The sequence below is a fragment of the Bradyrhizobium sp. UFLA05-108 genome (assembly GCF_059803455.1).
Genome location: NZ_JBANAZ010000060.1, coordinates 38,524 through 58,756 on the forward strand (window position 1 = coordinate 38,524; position 20,233 = coordinate 58,756).

General features: G+C 63.8%; 16 protein-coding genes. 4 read left to right on the top strand and 12 right to left on the bottom strand.

Translation table 11 applies throughout. The features are described 5' to 3' along the window. Positions 1–30: 30 nt before the first annotated feature. The 3 genes from metK to SO140_RS33705 form a co-directional block, all read right to left on the bottom strand. Positions 31–1,227 carry a methionine adenosyltransferase gene (gene metK / locus SO140_RS33695; protein WP_449379083.1) on the bottom strand — a complete coding sequence of 399 codons (1,197 nt, stop codon included), beginning with the start codon at positions 1,225–1,227 and terminating at the stop codon, positions 31–33. A 60-nt stretch (positions 1,228–1,287) separates the two neighbouring features. Continuing rightward, entirely contained in the window at positions 1,288–2,643 is a 1,356-nt protein-coding gene (locus tag SO140_RS33700) for a hypothetical protein (protein WP_449379082.1), read from the bottom strand. A gap of 108 nt (positions 2,644–2,751) precedes the next feature. Beyond that, positions 2,752–3,747, bottom strand: coding sequence for an ABC transporter substrate-binding protein (locus SO140_RS33705; protein WP_449379081.1), 996 nt, complete (start codon positions 3,745–3,747; stop codon positions 2,752–2,754). Positions 3,748–3,943: 196 nt separating this feature from the next. Between SO140_RS33705 and SO140_RS33710 the strand changes: the two genes are divergently transcribed. Continuing rightward, positions 3,944–5,653, top strand: coding sequence for a caspase family protein (locus tag SO140_RS33710; RefSeq protein ID WP_449379080.1), 1,710 nt, complete (start codon positions 3,944–3,946; stop codon positions 5,651–5,653). Positions 5,654–5,857: 204 nt separating this feature from the next. Here the strand turns inward: SO140_RS33710 and SO140_RS33715 are convergent, their stop codons facing one another. The 6 genes from SO140_RS33715 to SO140_RS33740 all read right to left on the bottom strand — a co-directional run bounded on the left by SO140_RS33715 (position 5,858) and on the right by SO140_RS33740 (position 11,777). Then, positions 5,858–6,976, bottom strand: a complete 1,119-nt coding sequence (locus SO140_RS33715; RefSeq protein WP_449379079.1) for a cobalamin-independent methionine synthase II family protein — start codon at positions 6,974–6,976, stop codon at positions 5,858–5,860. Between the two features lie 78 nt (positions 6,977–7,054). Continuing rightward, positions 7,055–7,771: an ABC transporter ATP-binding protein gene (locus SO140_RS33720; protein WP_449379078.1), complete on the bottom strand. Its 717-nt coding sequence runs from the start codon at positions 7,769–7,771 to the stop codon at positions 7,055–7,057. Then, positions 7,764–8,519 (bottom strand): ABC transporter ATP-binding protein, encoded by a 756-nt coding sequence (locus SO140_RS33725; protein WP_449379077.1) that lies wholly within the window; start codon positions 8,517–8,519, stop codon positions 7,764–7,766. The genes SO140_RS33720 and SO140_RS33725 overlap by 8 nt, the downstream gene beginning before the upstream one ends. Beyond that, entirely contained in the window at positions 8,516–9,544 is a 1,029-nt protein-coding gene (locus SO140_RS33730; RefSeq protein WP_498543683.1) for a branched-chain amino acid ABC transporter permease, read from the bottom strand. The genes SO140_RS33725 and SO140_RS33730 overlap by 4 nt, the downstream gene beginning before the upstream one ends. A 9-nt stretch (positions 9,545–9,553) precedes the next feature. Then, the gene (locus SO140_RS33735) at positions 9,554–10,423 is read right to left on the bottom strand and encodes a branched-chain amino acid ABC transporter permease (protein WP_449379075.1); all 870 of its coding nucleotides are present in this window, start codon (positions 10,421–10,423) and stop codon (positions 9,554–9,556) included. A gap of 175 nt (positions 10,424–10,598) precedes the next feature. Beyond that, positions 10,599–11,777: an ABC transporter substrate-binding protein gene (locus SO140_RS33740; RefSeq protein WP_449379074.1), complete on the bottom strand. Its 1,179-nt coding sequence runs from the start codon at positions 11,775–11,777 to the stop codon at positions 10,599–10,601. A 531-nt stretch (positions 11,778–12,308) separates the two neighbouring features. Here SO140_RS33740 and SO140_RS33745 point away from each other — a divergent pair. Beyond that, positions 12,309–12,593 carry a hypothetical protein gene (locus SO140_RS33745; protein ID WP_449379073.1) on the top strand — a complete coding sequence of 95 codons (285 nt, stop codon included), beginning with the start codon at positions 12,309–12,311 and terminating at the stop codon, positions 12,591–12,593. Between the two features lie 76 nt (positions 12,594–12,669). Here SO140_RS33745 and purU read toward each other — a convergent pair whose 3' ends face one another. Continuing rightward, positions 12,670–13,533: a formyltetrahydrofolate deformylase gene (purU, locus tag SO140_RS33750; protein WP_449379072.1), complete on the bottom strand. Its 864-nt coding sequence runs from the start codon at positions 13,531–13,533 to the stop codon at positions 12,670–12,672. Between the two features lie 139 nt (positions 13,534–13,672). On the opposite strand from purU, the gene SO140_RS33755 reads away from it, so the two are divergent. Further along, positions 13,673–14,527: a uroporphyrinogen-III synthase gene (locus SO140_RS33755; protein ID WP_449379071.1), complete on the top strand. Its 855-nt coding sequence runs from the start codon at positions 13,673–13,675 to the stop codon at positions 14,525–14,527. Here the strand turns inward: SO140_RS33755 and SO140_RS33760 are convergent. Further along, positions 14,524–15,204 carry a redoxin domain-containing protein gene (locus tag SO140_RS33760; protein ID WP_449379070.1) on the bottom strand — a complete coding sequence of 227 codons (681 nt, stop codon included), beginning with the start codon at positions 15,202–15,204 and terminating at the stop codon, positions 14,524–14,526. The two genes, SO140_RS33755 and SO140_RS33760, sit on opposite strands and share 4 nt — an antisense overlap. A gap of 21 nt (positions 15,205–15,225) precedes the next feature. Then, complete coding sequence (locus SO140_RS33765; RefSeq protein ID WP_498543684.1) at positions 15,226–18,549, bottom strand: adenylate/guanylate cyclase domain-containing protein; 3,324 nt, start codon at positions 18,547–18,549, stop codon at positions 15,226–15,228. Positions 18,550–18,877: 328 nt separating this feature from the next. Here SO140_RS33765 and SO140_RS33770 point away from each other — a divergent pair, with 328 nt between their 5' ends. After that, on the top strand, positions 18,878–20,140 hold the full coding sequence (locus tag SO140_RS33770) for an MFS transporter (RefSeq protein ID WP_449379068.1): 1,263 nt from the start codon (positions 18,878–18,880) through the stop codon (positions 20,138–20,140). The last annotated feature ends 93 nt before the right edge of the window (positions 20,141–20,233 follow it).

A 20,233-nucleotide genomic window follows, 5' to 3' on the forward strand; every position in this document is an offset into this window, starting at 1 on the left:
TATCGTGGCGTCCCGGAATGACGGAATTGATCAGACTGCGCGCTTGAGCGGTTCGACGAGGTCGGTCTTCTCCCAGGAGAAGCCGCCTTCGTTGTCGGGCGTGCGCCCGAAATGGCCGTAGGCCGAAGTGCGCGCGTAGATCGGGCGATTGAGGTCGAGATGAGTGCGGATGCCGCGCGGGGTGAGATCCATTGCCTGCGCCGCCGCCTTCTCGAGCTGATCCTCCGGCACCTTACCGGTGCCGTGGGTGTCAATGTAGATCGACAGCGGGCGCGCCACGCCGATGGCATAAGCAAGCTGGAGCGTGCAGCGGTCGGCGAGACCGGCCGCGACGATGTTCTTGGCGACGTAGCGCGCGGCATACGCGGCCGAGCGATCGACCTTGGTCGGATCCTTGCCGGAGAACGCGCCGCCGCCATGCGGGGCCGCGCCGCCATAGGTGTCGACAATGATCTTGCGGCCGGTCAGGCCGGAGTCGCCATCGGGACCGCCGATGTAGAACTTGCCGGTCGGATTGATGTGCCAGATGGTCTTGCCGTTGATCCAATCCTTCGGCAGCGCCTCGCGCACATAGGGCTCGACGATGTCGCGGACCTGGTTCGAGGTGAGATCCTCGACCAGGTGCTGGTGCGAGACCACGATCTCGCGCACGCCGACCGGCTTGCCGTTCTCGTACTGCACGGTGACCTGGCTCTTGGAGTCTGGACCCAGGACCTTCTCGCGGCCGGAATGGCGCGCTTCGGAGATCAGCCGCAGGATCTTGTGGGCGTAGAAGATCGGCGCCGGCATCAGGTCGGGCGTCTCGTTGGTGGCGTAGCCGAACATGATGCCCTGGTCGCCCGCGCCCTCTTCCTTGACCTCGCCCGGCTGAAGCGCATCGACGCCCTGCGCAATGTCGGCCGACTGCGGATGCAGGAGGATCTCGATATCCGCGGTCTTCCAGTGAAAACCTTCCTGCTCGTAGCCGATGTCCTTGATCGCGCCGCGCACGACGCTCTCGATCTGCTCGTTGGTGACCGATGCGGGACCACGGGTCTCGCCCGCGATCACGACCTTGTTGGTGGTCGCGAGCGTTTCGCAGGCCGCGCGGATCTGCCACGGGTCAATGCCGGCTTTAGGTCCTTCGCGGTAGAACAGATCGACGATCTCATCGGAGATCCGGTCGCAGACCTTGTCCGGATGGCCTTCGGACACGGACTCGCTGGTGAAGAGATAGGACGCTCGCATCAGTAACCCCTTGTCCCGCCCCGTTGGGCAGTCGTTTGCAATGTTTACTTTTGGATGATGTCAATCACGCCGGCGCGAGATGACGTAGGATTCGTCGTAAAACCAGAGCCCGTTGTACTTCCGCAGCACGTCCCTGGCAGCATCCAGAGTACGGCCGTTTTGAGTCATTTCCGTCAATCGGTCGTCCTCAATCTGAGCGACATACACCGCCGCATTCCACGCTGCAAAGGCCGTCGAGGTTCCGATGGTACCCGTCACCTCGTTGGGCAGCGCTTCCATATCATACCTGAAGATCGAGCGGTTATCAGCATATGCATTAAAATTTAGATCGCGGCCCAACGATCCGAGCTCATACTTAACTGCGCGCAATAGCTCATGACGGCTCACCGCGAAAGGATTTTCTCCGGGCCAGATCGCCTGGATCATTTCCATGCCCGGATCGTGACCATGAGAGTGAATACCGATCAGGCGCCCCCCTGGCCGCAATGCCCGCGCCAGAGGCGCAATGATCCGCTTTGCGCGAAAATTAACCGAGGACAGGGCGCGGTATGGCTGGGATGCGATAACCAGGTCGAAATTGGCCTCGGTCTGGCCGGGACGCGGAATGGTCGAATCCAGCAGGAATCTGTGATCCTCGCGATAGAGCACGAGGACGACGGGCCGCTCATAGAGCGGCATGGCCGTGCGCGGGCTGATCGCGGCGCGCCAGTTCTGCTCCAGGAACGGCCTCAGCTCGGCGATCTGCTGCTCGAACTCGCCCGAGGAAGCGCCCAGCAGCGGAACCTCGTGCCAGACGGTCGCGGCGGCCGCGGCGGGCGAGGCCGGCGTCAACCAGGGCGCCTCCGAGTAGAACATGTTGGTAAAGACGAAAACCGACGCGGGATGCTCAAAAATGCGGTCCGGCACCTTCTCCAACGTCAGGCGCAGGTCCTCGAGACTAAGCTCCTTGCCGGCGACATAGAACGGCATGTGCGGAAAGCGCTGGTGGGTGGCGCGCAGCACCCGCGCCAGCACGGTGCCGTCACCGACGCCCGCGTCGAATATGCGCAGAGCCGGTGGGCGCGGATGGATGCTGGTGAGCTCGAGCGCCACGCGCTCGGCGATCACGCGTTTCTCGCTGCAGGTATGGACGAACAGCAGGTATTTCTGCCGGTTCTCGAAGAAGCGGAAATTACCGCGCGGATCGCGCTTCTCCGGCGGCACCTGAAGCCCTCGCGGCGGCGGCAGGCCTCCGGTCATCGATGCGGCCATATAGGCCTGGATCCGCTCCAGCGTATCGATGGTGATGCGCTTACCCTCGCGCAGGCGCTGCACCAGCTTCCCATCGTTCACCGCGCGCCGGCCAAACGTCGATTCCGCCATGTCCGCCTTGCGGCAGAACTCGGTGATCTGGCTGAGAATTTCGTCGTTCTTCATGAGTGGGACGGAGGTGGGCAGCGGGTTGGGATAAGCAGTTCCTACCACGGTCTGCCCAATGGGGGAAGCTTGGGCTTTGGATTGATGGCTAGTGCCCTGCCTGACGGTTCAGTCGATCATCTCGTCGGCATTCGACAGCAGCGCGGGCGGCAGGACGAGGCCGAGCGCTTTGGCCGTCTTCAGGTTGATCAGGAGCTCGAACTTGGTCGGCTGATAAATCGGGATGTCGCCGGGTCTGGCTCCCTTCAGGATTTGGTGCACGTCCTGGGCCATGCGCCTGAGCAATTCCGCGAGGTCGACCGTATAGGCCATCAGTCCGCCGGCATCGACGTAATCGCGGTACGGACACATCGTCGGCAAGCGGTATTTCAGGGCGAGTTCGGCAATCAGCTGCCGGTGAGCGTAGAGGTCGCCTTCGCCCGTGATCAAGACTGCGTCCGGCCGTTGCTCGGCCATATCAGTGAAGACACGCTCGATCTCCGTGGTCGTCCCGATGTTCGGGACCATCGAGACCAGTGAAATTCCCAACCGGCTGCTGACATCGCGCAAGGCCTGCCCAAATGAGCCTTCCCACCCGTCACGCATCCCGAGGAAGGCGACGCTCGCAGCCTGAGAGACGGCCTCCTTCAGCAACGCGAGGCGCTTCCCCCAGATCTCGATGCCTGCATCGAGCGTGATACCGGTCAGGTTGCCGCCGGGTCGGGCCAGGCTGGCGATCAGCCCCGCCTTCAGCGGATCCAGCATAAACGCCACAAGCGGTATCGTGCTGGTCGTGGCCTTGAAGGCGACCACGACCGGATTGGTCCCGGTGACGATCAAATCCGGATTGCGCGCCACGATATCCCGGGCGAAATCAGCATAGCGCTCGTGATGCCCCTCGGCGGAATAGCGCTCGACGATCAGATTTTGTCCTTCGACGTAACCCAGCCGACGGAGCTCTCCGAAAAACGCGCGCCACGCCGTCCCCCCGCCCGTTTCGGTCAGGAGGCCAACGGGGATGGCCGGATGGAAGATCGCAATCCGCGGTGGCGTCCCCCGCTGCGCCCGCGCGGGTTGGATCGCCGTGGCAAGCAAGAGACCCGCTGTGAAATCCCGCCGCCTCATTGCACAACGCCTCTGGACGTCTGAGCAATGCCCGGATCGTATCAGGTTACGACGGCGTGACGCAGAGGAAATAGCAGGAGCCGGCCTTGCCGCACTGGCCCAACTCGATCTTCGTGTTGGGTCATTGTTTCTGCCCTTGAACCATCGTTCCCGCCCCGGCAACAAACAAGGGACGCTCACCCCCGGATTCCGCCAAATGCGCCGTCTGCTTGTCGCGCTCTCTCTGCTTGTCTCAGCGTTCTGGAGCGCACCCGTCCTTGCGCAGTCGCGCAGCCAGCTCGGGCCGCTCTGCACCACCGACACCACGCCGGCCGACCAGCAGATCGATGCCTGCAACAAGATCATCGCGCTGAAGGTGTTCAAGGGCGGACAGCTCGCAACCGTCTATTTCTGGCGCGCAGTGGGCTGGAACAAGAAGGGCGACTACGCGAAGGTCATCGCGGATGCGACCGAAGCGATCCGCCTGGAGCCGAGCCAGGCGGTCCACAACCTGCGCGGCTCGGCCTATTTCGACAAAGGCGAGTACGACATCGCGATCGCCGATTTCGACGACGCGCTGAAGCTCGGGCCACCGAGCGGAATCATCTTCCACAACCGCGGCAACGCCTATCAAGGCAGGAAGGACTACGCCAAGGCGATTGCAGATTTCGACGCGGCGATAAAGGCCGACCCGAAATCGGCCTTCTCCTACCAGAACCGCGGCGCCTGCAAGGAAGCGCTCGGCGACCTCGACGCTGCGCTTGCCGACATCAACCAGGCCATCCGCATCGACCCGAGCCTGTCGCAGCCGCTGGTGCACCGAACCACGATCTGGCGCGCCAAGGGCGAGCTCGACCGCGCCATTGCCGACGGCAGCGAGGCGATCCGGCTCGCCAAGGACAAGCCACCTGTCAACATCATGACGCCGCCGAACAGCGTGCTGATCTCGGCCTACACGTTCCGCGGGCTCGCCTTTGAGGCCAAGGGCGATTACGCGCACGCCAGGGAGGACTACAAGGGCGCGCTCGGCGTCACCGCGTCGGACGCCGGCAGCAAGTCCAACCAGGCGACCGCCAAGGTGCGGCTGTCGCTGCTATCAGATGCAACCGTGCCGGTGCCGCGCGATGCGCCAACCTCGACGGCGCAGCAGACGGCAGCCCCCGCGCAGCAAGCAAGCACGGCATCCTCGCCCGCTCCGGCAGGCCGCGGCAAGCGCATGGCGCTGATCATCGGCAACGGCGCCTATGCCCACGTCAAGGCGCTGCCCAATCCGCCCAACGATGCGCGCGCGGTCGCAAAGAGCCTGCGCGACATCGGCTTCACGGTGTCGGAGGGCATCGACCTCGACCGCGCCGCGATGCAGAAGATGACGCGCGACTTCCTGCGCGATGCGGCGCGGGCGCAGGTCGCGGTGGTCTACTACGCCGGCCACGGCGTGCAGATCGACGGCCGCAACTATCTCATCCCGATCGATGTGGAGCTGAAGGCAGGCGCCCACCTGACGGAGGCGATGATCGACATGGATACGATCATGGCCGGCCTCGACGATCAGGTCCGCACCAACCTCCTGATCTTCGATGCCTGCCGTAACAACCCGATGGCGCCGCAGATCGCGAGCGCAGGCGCCAATCGAGGCATCGAGGCCGCCTCAGGTCTCGCGGCTCCGACCAGTCTCGGCGCGGGCGCGACGCTGGGGGCCGGCACGCTGATCGCATTCGCCACCGCGCCCGGCCAGGTTGCGCTCGACGGCGAAGGCGCCAATTCACCATTCTCGTCGGCCCTTTCCCGCCATATCGGCACGCCTGGGCTCGAGGTGCAGCAGATGCTGACGCGCGTGCGCGCCGAGGTGGTCTCATCCACCAGGAACCAGCAGGTGCCGTGGTCGAACTCGTCGCTGCTGGGCGAGGTTTATCTGGCGGAGAAGTGAGGGCGCTGGCGCGCTGCCCAACAGGAGCGCGGCGCTGCTCGCATCACGCTCAAGTGTCATCGCCCGGCTCGACCGGGCGATCCAGTATTCCAGAGACAGTGCAAGGTACGGAAAAGCCGCGGCGTACTGGATTCCCCGCCTTCGCGGGGAATGACAGCGGTAGGGCCCCTCCCCGTCACTCACGTGACGGATTACGTGGTGCTCTTAGTTGCCCCACACTTCCTTCGCGATCTCAACCGCCAGGCTGAGCTTGGCCCACTGCTCCTCCTCGGAGAGGATGTTGCCTTCCTCGGTCGAGGCGAAGCCGCACTGCGGGGAGAGCGCGAGCTGCTCCACCGGCGCGAACTTGGCGGCTTCCTCGAGACGGCGCTTGATGTCGTCCTTCTTCTCGAGCTCGCCGAACTTCGAGGTGATGACGCCGACCACGACGACCTTGTTGCCCTTGGGCAGGAAGCGCAGCGGCTCGAAGCCGCCGGCGCGGTCTGAGTCATATTCCAGGAAGTAGCCGTCGTAGTTGGTGCCGGCGAGCAGGGTTTCGGCGACCGGCTCGTAGCCACCCGAGGAGATCCAGGTCGAGCGGAAATTGCCGCGGCAGACATGGGTCGAGATCACCATGTCCGCGGGCTTCTCGGCGAGCGCATAGTTGATGATGCGCGAATAGATCTGCTGCAGACCATCGGGATTGTCGCCGCGCTCGCGCGCCTTCTTCAATTCGTCCTGCGAGCAGAGATAGGCCCACACGGTGTCGTCGAACTGGAGATAGCGGCAGCCGGCGTCGTAGAAGGCCTTGACGGCCTTGCGATAGGTCTTGCCGAGGTCCTCGTAGAAAGCATCGAGATCGGGATAGACGTCCTTGGAGATCGCCTTGCGGCCGCCGCGGAAATGCAGCACCGCGGGCGAAGGAATCGTCATCTTGGCGGTGACGTGGGCCTGATCGGCATACTTCTTCAGGAACTTGAAGTGGTCGAGCATCGGGTGGTGGTCGGGGAAGTCGAGCTTGCCGATCACCCGCACCGCGTCATGCCGTGTCTCGACGCCCGCGAACTGGATGCCGGTGTCCGGGTGGAACATTTCGCACCCGGTGAGCTTCGCCAGGAAGTCGAAATGCCACCAGGAGCGGCGGAATTCGCCGTCAGTTGCGAGCTTCAGGCCGATCGAGGCCTGCTTGTGCACGACCTTCTCGATCTCCACGTCCTCGATCTTGCGCAGATCATCGGCCGAGATCTCGCCCTTCTCCAGCTTCGCGCGAGCTTCCTTGATCTTCGCCGGACGCAGGAGGCTGCCGACCTCGTCGGCGCGGAAGGGGGCTTTGGTTCGCTGCATTGGTTCACTCCCAAATTTTCAATAGCGTTTTCAAGCGAAGTGGGTACCGGTTCGCGTGAAGAAGACGCGTCAGACAGACTAGTGGGCGGCCGCCCCGGCGACGCCCAGATGGCGCTCGAGGACCGATGGGTCGGCCTTCAGCGCGGCGCTCGGGGCGTCGTGGACGATCGTTCCGCGCTCCAATATCACAACGCGGTCGGCAAGCCCCAGAATCTTTTGGGCGTTCTGCTCGACGATGATCGAGCAGATGCCGCCGGCCCGGGTGATAGTCCCGATCGCCTTCAGAAGCTCCTCGACGATGATCGGCGCAAGACCCTCGGTCGGCTCGTCCAGCAACAGGACCTTGGGATTGAGGGTCAGCGCGCGGCCGATCGCCAGCATCTGCTGCTCGCCGCCGGAGAGCTGGTTGCCAAAATTGCTCCGCCGCTCCTTCAGCCGCGGGAACATCTCGTAGACCTTCTCGACCGTCCAGAGGCCGGGCTGAGCCACGGCGGTCATGTTCTCCTCCACCGTCAGCGAGCGGAAGATGTTGCGCTCCTGCGGCACCCAGCCGATGCCGGCGCGCGCGCGCTGGTCGGGCCGCAGCGAGGTGACATCGGCGCCGGCGAGCGCGACCCAGCCGGAAAAGCGCCGGGTGACGCCGACGATGGAGTTGATCAGCGTGGTCTTGCCGGTACCGTTGCGGCCCAGCAGCGCCAGCACCTGCCCCTCGGCGAGGCGCAAGGACATGTTGGGCAGCACCACCGCCTCGCCGTAGCCGACGCGAAGTGAGTCGATTGCGAGCAGGTCAGACATTGACCGCCTCCTCGCCGAGATAGACGGCCTTGACTTGCGGGTCGCGCGCCACTTGATCCGGCGGACCCTCCGTGAGCAGCGCGCCGGCAACCAGTACCGAGATGCGGTCGGCGAACGAGAAGACGAGATCCATGTCATGCTCGATCAGGAGCACGGTGACGTCACGGGGCAGCGCTGCGACCACGGCCAGGATGTCGTGGCGCTCGCTCTCGGGCACGCCGGCGGCGGGTTCATCTAACAGCAGCACGCGCGGCTTGGCCGCGATTGCGACCGCGATCTCGAGCAAGCGCTGCTTGCCATACGGCAGCGTCACGGTCTGCTCGTTCATGACGTCGAGCAAATGGAAGTGCTTGAGGAGCTCGGCAATCTCGCCATTGACGTCGTCGCGGGTGCCCATGCGCCGCCACCAGTCGCCGCCATGGCCGAGGCGTTCGGAGACCGCTAGCCCAATGGTTTCGAGCGGCGTCAGGTCGGGATAGAGCTGGTTGATCTGGAAGGTGCGCGACAGGCCGCGCAGCACGCGCTTGTGCACGGGCAGATCGGTGATGTCCTGGCCTTCGAGCAGGATGCGTCCCGAGTTCGGCTTGAGCACGCCGGTAAGCTGGTTGATCACCGTGGTCTTGCCGGCGCCGTTCGGGCCGATCAGGGCGTGACGGGCGCCCTGCTCGATCTTGAGCGACAGGTCGCGCGTGACGCGCAGGCCTCCGAACGTCTTTTCGAGATTCTGGGTTTCGAGCGCGATGGTCATGCGTCGCCCTCCGGCACGGCGACGACCGCCTTGCGACCGGCTACCTGCTTGATGATCAGGTTCGGCACGAACAGCACCCAGCGATGCAGGCGCTGGCGGCCGACCAGCACGATCACGACCAGCACGAGGCCGATCCAGAACTGCCAATATTGCGGGGTGATCGTCGAGAACCATTCCTGCAGCATGCGGAACACGACCGCGCCGATCAGCCCGCCATAGAGATAACCGGTGCCGCCGATCACGAGCACCAGCATCAGATCGGCCGAGCGCTCGAAGGCGAACACGTCGAGCGAGGCGATCGCGGTAGTCTGGGTGAACAGCGCGCCCGCAATCCCCGCATAGAACGCGGCGAGCGTATAGATCGCGATCAGGCGGCGGTTGACGGGAATGCCGATGGCGGCGGCTCGGAGCGGATTGTTCTTGATGGCGCGCAGCGACAGGCCGAACGGCGAATGCACGATGCGGCGCGCGAGCAGAAACAGCACGAACAGGACGGCGACGGAATAGAAGAACCCGGTCTTGCCGAACATGTCGAAGGCAAGCACCCCAAAAATCGGCTGCATCTCGATGCCTTGCAGACCATCAGTGCCGCCTGTGATGTTGGAGAAGCGCTCGGCCAGTGCCTCCAGCAGCAGCGCGATGCCGAGCGTGACCATCAGCCGGGTCAGGTCGACACCACGGATCACCAAGAAGCTCGTGGCGAAGCCGAGCACCATCGCGGCGAGGCCCGCGACGATCAGCGCAAGCACCGGCTCGTTGATGATGCCGTGCAGCGCAAGAAGCCCAGCGGCATAGGCGCCGACGCCGAAGAAGGCGGCATGTCCGAGCGAGACGATACCGGCATAGCCAAGGATCAGGTCGAGCGACATCGCAAACAGCGCGAGCCGCACGATGTCGGTCATGATCAGGTAGCGCGAGGGAAACACGAAGCCGCAGGCCAGCACGATCAGCCAGAATGCGACTTCGCCATAGTGCCAGCGCGCATGTCGCTGGGCGTGATGACCGACGTCGGATGCAGCGCTCATCGGCTCAACTCAACGTGCGGCCGTGCGGCCGAACAGGCCGTTCGGGCGCCAGATCAGGATCACGATCATCATGGTGTAGATCACGAACGGACCCATCTTGGGCACGTAGTACTTGCCGGCGACGTCGCCGATGCCGAGCAGCAGCGACGCCAGAAATGGACCGGTAATTGAGGAGGAGCCGCCCACGGTGACCACGATCAGGAAGTAGATCATGAATTTCAGCGGGAAATACGGATCGAGCCCAAGGATCTCCGCGCTCAGCGCGCCGCCGAGGCCCGCGAGGCCGCAGCCGAAAGCAAAGGTGAAGGCGAACACCTGTGGCACGTTGATGCCGAGGCCACTCGCGGCGCGCGGATCGTCGACGGCGGCACGCAGACGGCTGCCAAAGCGGGTCTTCGCCAGCACGAGCTGGAGCGCGATGGTGAGGAGCCCGCAGATGATGACGATCATCAGGCGGTAGCGGCCGATACCGACGCCGAACAGGTCGAACTGGCCTTGGAGCGCCGCCGGCAGATTGATGAACACCCGCGACGATCCCATGACGTAGTCGACCGCGGCGACCGACATGAACGTCAAGCCAATCGTGAACAGCACCTGGTCGAGATGGCTGCGCGCATAGAGGTGGCGGTAGAGCGTTCGCTCCAGCGCGATGCCGATCACGGCGGCGGAGACGAAGGCGAGCGGTAGTGCGGCGAAAAACGGCCAGCCCTGCTGGTTGACCAGCACGGCGCAGATATAGCCGCCGGACATCGCAAAGGCGCCGTGCGCGAGATTGACGAAGTTCATCAGGCCGAGCGTGACCGCGAGCCCGCAAGCGAGCACGAACAGCAGCATGCCGTAGGCAACGCCATCGAACAGGTTGGTGAGGATTGCGGTCATCGAGGGCAGATCGTTGTCGAAAAGATATGAGGTCTGCTGTGCTCCCTCTCCCGCTTGCGGGAGAGGGCTGGGGAGAGGGTCTCTCCGCAACGGGACAATCCCCGTATTGAGGGAGCCCTCACCCGTCGCTTCGCGCCGACCTCTCTCGCAAGCGGGAGAGGTTTAGAAAAGCGCGTCACTTCTTGGTCTTGCCGAGATCCTTGACGGCTTCGAACGTCTGGAATTCGACATTGTAGAGCTCGCCGTCGACCTTCTCGACCTTGCGGATGTAGATGTTCTGCACGATGTCGCGGGTCTCGGGATCGATCGAGATCGGGCCGCGCGGGCTCTCCCACTTCTGCCCCTTCATAGCCTCGATCAGCTTGGTGCCGTCGGTGTCGCCATTCGTCTTCTTGAGCGCCTCGTAGATCAAATGGATGCCATCATAGCCGCTCACGGCCATGAAGCCCGGACGGTTGCCGAACGCCTTCTTGTAGGCAGCGACGAAGTCCTTGTTCATCTGCGAGGGATGCGCCGCGGAGTAGAGATGCGCGGTCACGGTGCCCAGCACGGCATCGCCCATGTTGTTGAGGAGATCGTCGTCGGTGACGTCGCCCGGCCCGATCACCTTGATGCCTGCCTTGTCGAGGCCACGTTCGGCATACTGCTTCATGAAGTTGCCGCCCTGGCCGGCCGGCACGAACACGAAGATCGCGTCGGGTTTTGCGTCCTTCATGCGCTGGAGAAACGGCGCAAAGTCGGGATTGGCGAGCGGCGTCTTGACCTCTTCGACCACCTCACCGCCGCCGGCGACAAAATGCTCCTTGAAGAAGTTGAGCGCGTCATTGCCCGGCGCATAGTCCGAGGTCAGCGTCGCGACCTTCTTGATGCCGTTCTTCACCGCCCAATCGCCGATAATGGTCGAGGACTGCGCCAGCGTGAAGCTAGTGCGCACGATGTAGGGCGAGCGCTCGGTGATGATCGAGGTGCCGGCCGCCATCACGACTTCCGGAATCTTGGCTTGGGTGGCGAGCGGCGCAGCGGCGAGTGCCGCCGGCGTCACGCCGAAACCGGCGATGAAATTGACCTTGTCGTTGACGATCAGCTCCTGCGCGGCCGTCTTGGTCTTATCGGGAATCGCGGCATCGTCCTTGACGATGATCTCGACCTTCTTGCCGGCGACGGTGTCGCCCTTCTGCTGCATGTAGAGCTTGATCGCGTTCTCGATCTGCTTGCCGGTCGAGGCCTGGCCGCCGGTCATTGGCAGAATCAGGCCGACCTTCACGGTATCTTCCGCCCTGGCAGGCGCGACGGCCGCAAGGCCCGCGATAGCGGCCACCGCGGCGGCCCGAGAAAACACGTTGCGTTCGAACATCAGATGTCCCTCCCCTTCATTCCTGACCTCTCGTGTGCCGGACCGAGCGCCTGGTCCTTGCCTCACCCTGGCTCGCGCGCGAGCGTTGTCGCGCGCCACATGGCGTCTTTCGCGCCCCCATTGTCAATCGGACGTTTGGCGACCATTCGGCGCAAGCCGCGTTCCGGTTGCCAGCAGCGGGAGCCGTATTGCGGTTACGTCGAGGTAACCTGAGCATCCCGACGCTAGCCATACTATTTGTACGCTTGTACAAATAAAATGGACTTGTCAACGAAAAACCCCGTCGCCGAACAGGGCACTTTGTCGCGAAGCCGCCGCGGCAGTCCACAGATGGGACGAGCGGCGTGGATGGAGGATTTCGGCTTCCCCTTGCAGAATCTGTATATCCGGAAATTCTCGAGACCGCCGCAAAAATGGTATGATGTAACCTATCTCGAATAAGTCTATTTTACCTTGTTGATGGCTAGTCTCCTCGGCGCCGGCTCCAGCCGGCCTCCGGCTAACCCGTTCCGATTCCCTACGCTACTTACAATGTCGAAACGTTTCCGCTTCCTCCTCATCCTCCTCGCGCTCACGGCGGGGCTGTCCGGCTGCGGCACGGTGAACGAGAAACTGTCGGCCGGCATGGGCGACTACATTCCGCAATGGGCTGGCGGCCTGCCGGCGGACGCACCGCCGCGACCGGGCACGCCGCAATACGACGCCTACATGAAAGAGCGCGAGCGCAAGCGGCTGATGCCGGCGGCCGACCGCGAGAAGGAAGAGCAGGCGCAGAAGGGCGCCACGGGCTCGACGTCAGGCGGCGCGGTTCATTGAAGAGGCGAATGGCGAATAGGGAATAGCGAATAGGAAGCTCCGCTTCTTCCACCCACTATTCGCCACTCGTCATCCACTAATCCACGAACACCACGGTCTTGCGCCCGTTGAGGATGACGCGGTCGTCGAGATGGTAGCGCATCGCGCGCGCCAGCACGCGGCGTTCGATGTCGCGGCCCTTGCGGACGAGATCCGCCGGCGTGTCGCGATGGCTGATCCGCTCGACGTCCTGGTCGATGATCGGACCTTCGTCCAGATCGCGCGTGACGTAATGCGCGGTCGCTCCAATCAGCTTCACACCGCGCTCATGAGCCTGGTGATAGGGCTTTGCGCCCTTGAAGCCCGGCAGGAACGAGTGGTGGATGTTGATGCAGCGTCCCGACAGCTTTGCGGATAGATCGTCCGACAGGATCTGCATGTAGCGGGCGAGCACCACGAGATCGGTCTTCGTCCTGGCGACGAGATCGAGGATCTGCCCCTCCTGCTCGCGCTTGGTTTCCCTGGTGATCGGCAGATGGTGGAACGGGACCTCGCCGAAATCGAGCCCGGCATAGGCCTCGCGCGGATGGTTGGAGACGATCGCGGTCGGGCTCATCGGCAATTCGCCGGTGCGCCAGCGATAGAGGATGTCGACCAGGCAGTGGTCGGACTTCGATACCAGCAGCATCACGCGGCGATGCGCGGCGCGGTCGCGCATCTGCCATTCCATGCCGAAGCGCTCCGCGATCGCGGCAAAGCCGGTCTGCAAGGCCGACAGTTCGACGGCGAGATCGGCCGCCGTGAACACGACTCGCATGAAGAACTTCTTGGTCTCCACGTCGTCGAACTGCTGGGCGTCGAGAATGTTCTGACCGTTATGGGCAAGGAAGGTCGACACTGCCGAGACGATGCCGGGGCGATCCGGACAGGAAAGCGTCAGAACGTATTGATGGTCGGGCATGAGCTTGATGAAGGTTTGGGCAAACGATACGGAACAGGCCGATTTGCGTCCTGCTCTATCACCGGAGCCCGCCTTGCGCCAATCCCAAGAGCGGAGTCAGGATGAACGTAACATTGCAATTGCAAAGCGAGGCTCGACCATGGCCGACCGGCTGAACGGCTACCGCATCCTGATCCTGGAAACGCGCGAGGAGGCCCAATTTTCCAAGCTTCTCGCCGAACAAGGCGCCGACGTCGTGCAATGCCCGATGTTCGCCATTCACGACGCGCCGGATCCCGCGCCGGTCGAGGCCTGGATCCGACGCTGTATCGACAAGCCGTTCGACGACCTCGTGCTGATGACCGGCGAAGGCCTGCGACGGATGATGAAGCTCGCGCGCGAGCGCGGGATCGATCAGGCGTTTGTCGCAGCGCTCGCCAAATCGCGAAAATTCACCCGCGGGCCGAAGCCGGGGCGCGCCCTGCGCGAGGTCGGGCTGGAGGCGCAGCAGACCACGGAAAAGCCGACCACCGAGGGCGTCATCGAGATGCTGGCAAAGACCGATCTCGGGGGGCACAGCCTCGGCCTGCAGGTCTATCCGGACAAGGATCACAGCGCGCTGATCGGCTCGCTCGAGGCGCAAGGCGCCGAAGTCGATACCGTGTTGCCCTATGTCTACGATCCGAAGGCGGCGGATGCGAATATCGTCACCGCGATCGACGACATGGCGGAAGGGCGGATCGATGCCATCGCGCTCACCAATCTCGGCCAGGTGCGCCGCCTGATCGAAGCCGCGAGGGCGCATGGCAGTGAGGCGCGCCTGCGCGCTGGGTTCGAGCGGACGCTGATTGCATCGGTGGGGCCGGCGGTCTCGAGCGAGCTCGCGGCGCACGGCTTGCGCACCGACGTCTCACCGGTGGAAGACCACTACTTCATGCGCCCGCTCATCTCGGCGGTGGCGGCGGCGCTCGCAGAGAAACGGCCGAACGTGGCGGGTCAATCGCCAGGTACCTAGCCCGCCACCTGCGAGGCGGCCGACATCAACTCCTGTGGGCTCGGCGCTCCGAACATGCGTTGGCCGCCGTCAGGAACCTCCGTAAACGTCCAGCGCACGATCCCTTCCCGATCGAGCAGGAACTGGCCGAACAGCTGGCCTTGGCCGGTCGCCGCCATGCGCTGATCGGCTTCCATCATCTCGTAGCCGTCCTTGTTGTTGAGGTACTCGGCCGCCGCCGGCCGATTCATCGGCCCGGGCAATTCGCCTGGCATCGCGACCGGCATGCTCATGACCACATCCATGCCCACCTTACGCGGCCACTCGGTTTCGTTTTCCGTGAACTCGAGATTGGGCAGGCCGAACGCGCGATGCGAGACCCGCTCGGGGTCGGACGCGGCGAGCAGGTTGGGCAATGGATGATAGCGGAAGTAGAGCCGCGCGCGATCGATCGGCGTATTGACCACCGTGAGACTTTCGATGCCCTTCCCGCGCAGCGCGCCGTCAAGCTGCGCCTGCGCCGCGATATGGCGCCGGCAGAACGGGCAGTGCAGGCCACGAAACAAGCCGACCAATATTGGACTGTGCCCGCGATAATCCTCGAGCGCGATCTTTCCTTCGCGCGTGATGGCGTCCAGCACGATGTTCGGTGCGCGATCGCCCGGTTGAAGTGGTCCATCGAGATGGCGGTCTGACATCATTGAACTCCCTCACATTGGCTAGTCAAGAAACGGCAGTACGATCAGTCCAGCAGGATCAAGCCCGTGCCGGTCGCAGACGTCCTGGGCTAGCGCGAAATATCGCTCGGCCTCGGGCATGTCGCCGCGATCAAGGTTCAGCGTCGCAAGACCATCATAGCACGGAAACAGCTGCTGCGGCTCGCCGGTTTCGTTCGCCACCTCGATGGCCTCGTTGTAGCAGCGGACGGCGAGGTCGGGACGGAAATGGCATTGATGGATCTGCCCAAGAACGATCAGCGGCACCGGGAGATGCTCGCGCTGGTCGAGCGCACGATCGATCTCGACCGCCTTTTCGGCAGCCGGCACTCCCTCGTCGGTACATCTGTCCGTGAAAGTGCAACAGGCGACGGCAAAGTTGGCGAGGAGTCGCGCCTGGAAGCCGAGATCGCCTATGCGACGCGCCACCCCGAGTCCGCGCCGGCAAACCTCCATGGCTTGCGCCGGATCGACGATCGTATAGAGCACGCTGAGGTTGGTGTAGCCGCGACACGCCGCGTTGAGCAGGCCGGCGGCTTCCGCTGCCGCGACACTTTGCTCCACCTCGCCCACGGCCTCCTGGTGCCGTCCAAGCCGGGCCAGCGCGACCCCCTTGGTGTTGAGCGCCTCCGCAATAGCGCGCGCCGCCTCGAGCCCGGCCTGCCCGTCCGCGTCCGCCGGCACGGACCTCGCATAGCCGAGTGCCTCCTCCGCCCATCTTGCGGCAGCGACGTGATCACCCACGCGAAACGCAAGTCGGCCGCGTTCTTGCAGGAGGTGCGCCCACTCGATCGGCGCCTCGATGCCGCCAAGCCGGTCAGCCGCTTCAGCATAGTGCGCCTCTGCCTTGATGCGCTTGCCGGCGTCCCACAACAATCGGCCGAGCTTGCGAAGAATTCGCGCTTCACCGATGCTGTCCCGTGCGATGCGGTGCCCCTCCAGGGCACTCTGGTAGTGCTCCTCGGCAGCACTTCGGCGGCCGGCCACGCGACACAGGTCCGCGATGCGCTCGCACAAGACCAGGCACTCCGGCTCCCGTTCACTACCGGTCGACAGCACGGAAAGGGACTGCTGGTAGAAACGCAGGGCATCGTCGTTGGCATAGCTCGCGCGCGCGCGATCGCCGGCCGCGCCCAGATAACGCGCTCCTTTCGACTTGCTTGCGCTCAGACTGAAGTGGTGTCCAAGCAAGATGAGATCTTCGAGCCGCTCGGGCTCGTTGCCATAGAGCCGCTCCAGAGCGGCACCAATGCGACCATGGAGCTCGATCCGTCGCTGCATTAGCAGGTTCTGATAGATCACGTCCTGGAGCATGGTTTGCGTGAAGCGATAGCTCCGCAGCGAAATCGTGTTCGAGCCTGCGACCTCCTCGATGATCTCGGCGTCGCACAGAAGTTCGAGCCCTGCCTCGACCCTCGCCCGCTCGGTTGCTGTCGCACCGAGAACAGCCGCATCAAAGCGCGGACCGATCACCGCAGCCTCCTGAGCCAGGCGGCGCACCTCGTGCGGCAACCGGTCCAGGCGCGCCAGCAAAAGCGCCTGAACGCTTGCCGGAATATCGGTAGCGGCTTCATCCGACTTCATCCGCCACTGCGCACCATCACGCTCGAGGGCGCCGGCTTCGATGAGGCCGCGAATGATCTCCTCGAGGAAAAGCGGGTTGCCGCTCGCGCGCTCGAGGATTCGACTGAACAGCTGTCCCGGTGCCTCACGCCAACCATGACTGAAGTAGGCCGCGAGCAGTTTTTGTCCGTCAGCATCGCCAAGCGGAGACAGCCGAAGGGTCGTGTGACTGATCCGACTCGAACCGAACTGATCAAGCTCGAGCATTGGCCGATGGGTGAACAGCAGCATCAGCCGCGTCCGCTCCAGCCGATCCATAAGGAATCGCAGTGCTTCAAGCGACACCGCATCGGCCCAGTGCAGGTCCTCGACGATGATCAGAAGCGGTGACAAGGCGAGGCGGCGTTCGAAGACGGTGCGGATCGCGAAAAAGATCTGTCGACGGAGCTGTTCGGGCTCGACATGCCTGAGCACGGCGCTGGGGTCGCCGAGGCCAAGAACGTGCAGATAGAGGGGCATCAAGCGGTCGGTCTCCTCGGCCGCGAGGCCAAGCTCCGACAGCGCTTCGGCAAGCTTCGCCTCCGCCTCTGCGGCGCTGGCCTTCTGCGCGATGCCATAGGCGCTGCGCAACACCGCGGCGAGTGTGCCGTAGGATTGTTCGCCCAGAGGCGAGCAGACGGCCTGCCGGATCGCCACACCCGCGAAGCGATCCTCATCGCGGATGCGAGCGACGAATTCGTTCACCAGGCGCGTTTTCCCGATTCCTGCTTCGCCGACCAGCCGCACCAGTTGAGCCGCGCCGCTGCACGCGCGATCAAGGCTGCCGATCACGCGGGCAAGCTCGGTGTCGCGCCCGATCAGGGGCGCGCTGAGGCCTAGCGTGTCGAGGCCTCTTGCTGCACGGGGCGTGTCGAGCGCCCCCTTCAGACGATGGACCAGGACGCTGCCCATCTTGCCCTTGAGCGAGACCTCGCCAAGCGAGTCATAGGAGAAAGCATGCCGGGTCAGACGGTGGGTCAGCGGCCCGACCAGGACCTCGCCCGGAGGCGCCATGGACTGCAATCGCTGTGCGGTATTCACCGTGTCGCCGGTTACCGAATAGGATTTGGCAACACCCACACCCAACCCTCCCGCAACGACATGCCCGGTGTTGATACCGACATGGAGCAGCAGCGGTGAGCCGGCATACGCCTTCGCGCGTTCGCTGAGGCGCGCCGTCCGGCTGATCATGTCCAGAGCCGCGCGGATCGCCCGCTCAGGGTCGTCCTCGTGCGCGGCTGGCGCACCAAAAAGAGCAAGCAGCGCATCGCCGATGAATTTGTCCACGAAGCCGCCAAAGCTCTGCACCGCGGCCGTCAGTTCCTCGAATAGTTCGTTCTGAAGCGTCTGCATGACCTCGGGGTCGAGCCGCTCGGTCATCGCAGTGAAGCCGCTGAGGTCGGCAAACAGCACGGTGATGGTACGACGATTTGCCTCGCTATCGATCTTCTCGGGCTGCGGTCGAAACGCGTGTTGAGCCTCAACCGTCGGCGCGAGCGGCGGCGAGGAGGACCTGATCGGGATGATCGTCGGGCTCGTCCGCACCGATGCCTGCCCGCCGCCTTGGGGGGCCTCACAGACGAGAGCGCCGCATTTCGGGCAATATGCGAAATCCGGCGCACATGGAAAGCCGCAGCCAGGGCACGCGCGCGGCTGCTTCGTGCCGCACTTCGGGCAGAAGGCAAAGCCACTCTGAACCTCGAAACCGCAACCCGAGCAGTTCATGGCCCAAGACCCTGTCCAAGACCTTTCATGGCCCAAGACCTTTCATGGCCCAAGACCTCGTGTACGCCGCGATGGCGCGATCCCCTGGCTCCTGCCGAATGGGTCCGGGGTGTGGACCAGAATGGGCTCGACGCGCCGGAAGAGCAAGCGGCGGCTCGTCTATCCCTCCACGAAACGGGTTGCGCAACGCATGGCACATCGCCTGATGTCGGCTAGCATGGCGGCATGCGGTAGCGTCAATTGACACGCGTATCGCCGGCACTACGCTGACGAACAGAAAAAGCAAATAATAAGGGCAGGGAATCGCCGTGAAACCCGTCATCACATCTTGAGCACAGCCACACGACCTTCCGCGCTCGCGCCGTTCCGCATCCGCAACTATCGCTTTCAATGGCCATCCGATCTGCTCACCTCCTGGGCATTCGAGGTGGAAACGCTGGTGCTCGGCTGGTACATCATGGTGGAGACCGGCTCGGTGCTGCTGCTCACGATCCTGGCATCGCTGCAATATGTCGGGACACTGACCGCACCGGTGTTCGGGATGATCGGAGACCGCATGGGTCACCGGGATCTTCTCGTCGCCATGCGTCTTGCCTATACGGCGCTGTCCTCGACCATCATGGCGCTGGCCCTAAGCGGCCATCTGGCACCGCTCAATGTGATGATCATCGTCGCGGTCATGGGCCTGATCCGTCCTTCGGATCTCGGGATTCGCGGTGCGCTGCTCGCCAGCATCATGCCGGCCGAACAACTGGTTGGTGCCATCAGCCTGTCGCGCACGACCCAGGATAGTGCACGCATCGCGGGCGCCTTGACCGGCGCCGGTCTGTTTGCCGCGCTTGGTATCGGCCTCGTTTATGTGGCGATCGCCTGTCTCTACTTCGTGGCCGCGATCCTGATGCTCTGCCTGACCCGGCCGCCAAAGTCCTCTGCCGCAAGCCATCGCCCGGTGGACGACCGCACCGGCGCGAGACTGATGCGCGACCTGAAAGAGGGCATCGTTTACGCCTGGAATGGCCCAGGGATGAGAGCGGCGCTCTGCGTCGCGTTTTTGGCCAATCTGACGGCATTTCCGCTGACGAACGGACTATTGCCTTTCGTCGCGCGCGACATCTTTCATACCGATCAGACCGGTCTCGGCTATCTGTCGGCGAGTTTCGCCGTGGGCTCGCTGATCGGTTCGATCACGCTCAGCCTTGTGGGCGGCTTGCGCATCGCCCGGCTTCTGATCGGCGCGACACTCGCCTGGTACGCGATGCTGCTGGTGTTCGTCGGACTGAGGACCATGCCGGTCGCCATGGCCTGCCTCGTGCTCGCCGGCATCGCCCAGAGCATGTCGATGATATCAGCCGCAGTGATCCTGATGCGTGCGGCGAGCGCGCACCTCCGGGGCCGCGTGATGGGGGTGCGCATGATGGTGATCTACGGCTTGCCGCTCGGGCTGCTCGCGGCGGGCAGCTTGATCGATCGCATCGGCTATTCGGCGACGGGCTCGCTGTATGCGATCTCTGGGTTCATCGCGATGATGGCGATTGCGGTGCGCTGGCGCGACGATCTGTGGCCGGCACACGCGCCAGCCAATGCGCGATGAAGGATTGGCGCCGCCAGCCCTAAAGCGTGATGGCATTAAGTTCGATAGCCTGAATTTTTGAGGTAGTTGGCGCATTCCTCGGGGGTGAAGGCA

Excerpts from the sequence above, each read along its gene's own strand:
- metK (WP_449379083.1), bottom strand. The coding sequence starts at position 1,227 with ATGCGAGCGTCCTATCTCTTCACCAGCGAGTCCGTGTCCGAAGGCCAT.
- SO140_RS33700 (WP_449379082.1), bottom strand. The coding sequence starts at position 2,643 with ATGAAGAACGACGAAATTCTCAGCCAGATCACCGAGTTCTGCCGCAAG.
- SO140_RS33705 (WP_449379081.1), bottom strand. The coding sequence starts at position 3,747 with ATGAGGCGGCGGGATTTCACAGCGGGTCTCTTGCTTGCCACGGCGATC.
- SO140_RS33710 (WP_449379080.1), top strand. The coding sequence starts at position 3,944 with ATGCGCCGTCTGCTTGTCGCGCTCTCTCTGCTTGTCTCAGCGTTCTGG.
- SO140_RS33715 (WP_449379079.1), bottom strand. The coding sequence starts at position 6,976 with ATGCAGCGAACCAAAGCCCCCTTCCGCGCCGACGAGGTCGGCAGCCTC.
- SO140_RS33720 (WP_449379078.1), bottom strand. The coding sequence starts at position 7,771 with ATGTCTGACCTGCTCGCAATCGACTCACTTCGCGTCGGCTACGGCGAG.
- SO140_RS33725 (WP_449379077.1), bottom strand. The coding sequence starts at position 8,519 with ATGACCATCGCGCTCGAAACCCAGAATCTCGAAAAGACGTTCGGAGGC.
- SO140_RS33730 (WP_498543683.1), bottom strand. The coding sequence starts at position 9,544 with ATGAGCGCTGCATCCGACGTCGGTCATCACGCCCAGCGACATGCGCGC.
- SO140_RS33735 (WP_449379075.1), bottom strand. The coding sequence starts at position 10,423 with ATGACCGCAATCCTCACCAACCTGTTCGATGGCGTTGCCTACGGCATG.
- SO140_RS33740 (WP_449379074.1), bottom strand. The coding sequence starts at position 11,777 with ATGTTCGAACGCAACGTGTTTTCTCGGGCCGCCGCGGTGGCCGCTATC.
- SO140_RS33745 (WP_449379073.1), top strand. The coding sequence starts at position 12,309 with ATGTCGAAACGTTTCCGCTTCCTCCTCATCCTCCTCGCGCTCACGGCG.
- purU (WP_449379072.1), bottom strand. The coding sequence starts at position 13,533 with ATGCCCGACCATCAATACGTTCTGACGCTTTCCTGTCCGGATCGCCCC.
- SO140_RS33755 (WP_449379071.1), top strand. The coding sequence starts at position 13,673 with ATGGCCGACCGGCTGAACGGCTACCGCATCCTGATCCTGGAAACGCGC.
- SO140_RS33760 (WP_449379070.1), bottom strand. The coding sequence starts at position 15,204 with ATGTCAGACCGCCATCTCGATGGACCACTTCAACCGGGCGATCGCGCA.
- SO140_RS33765 (WP_498543684.1), bottom strand. The coding sequence starts at position 18,549 with ATGAACTGCTCGGGTTGCGGTTTCGAGGTTCAGAGTGGCTTTGCCTTC.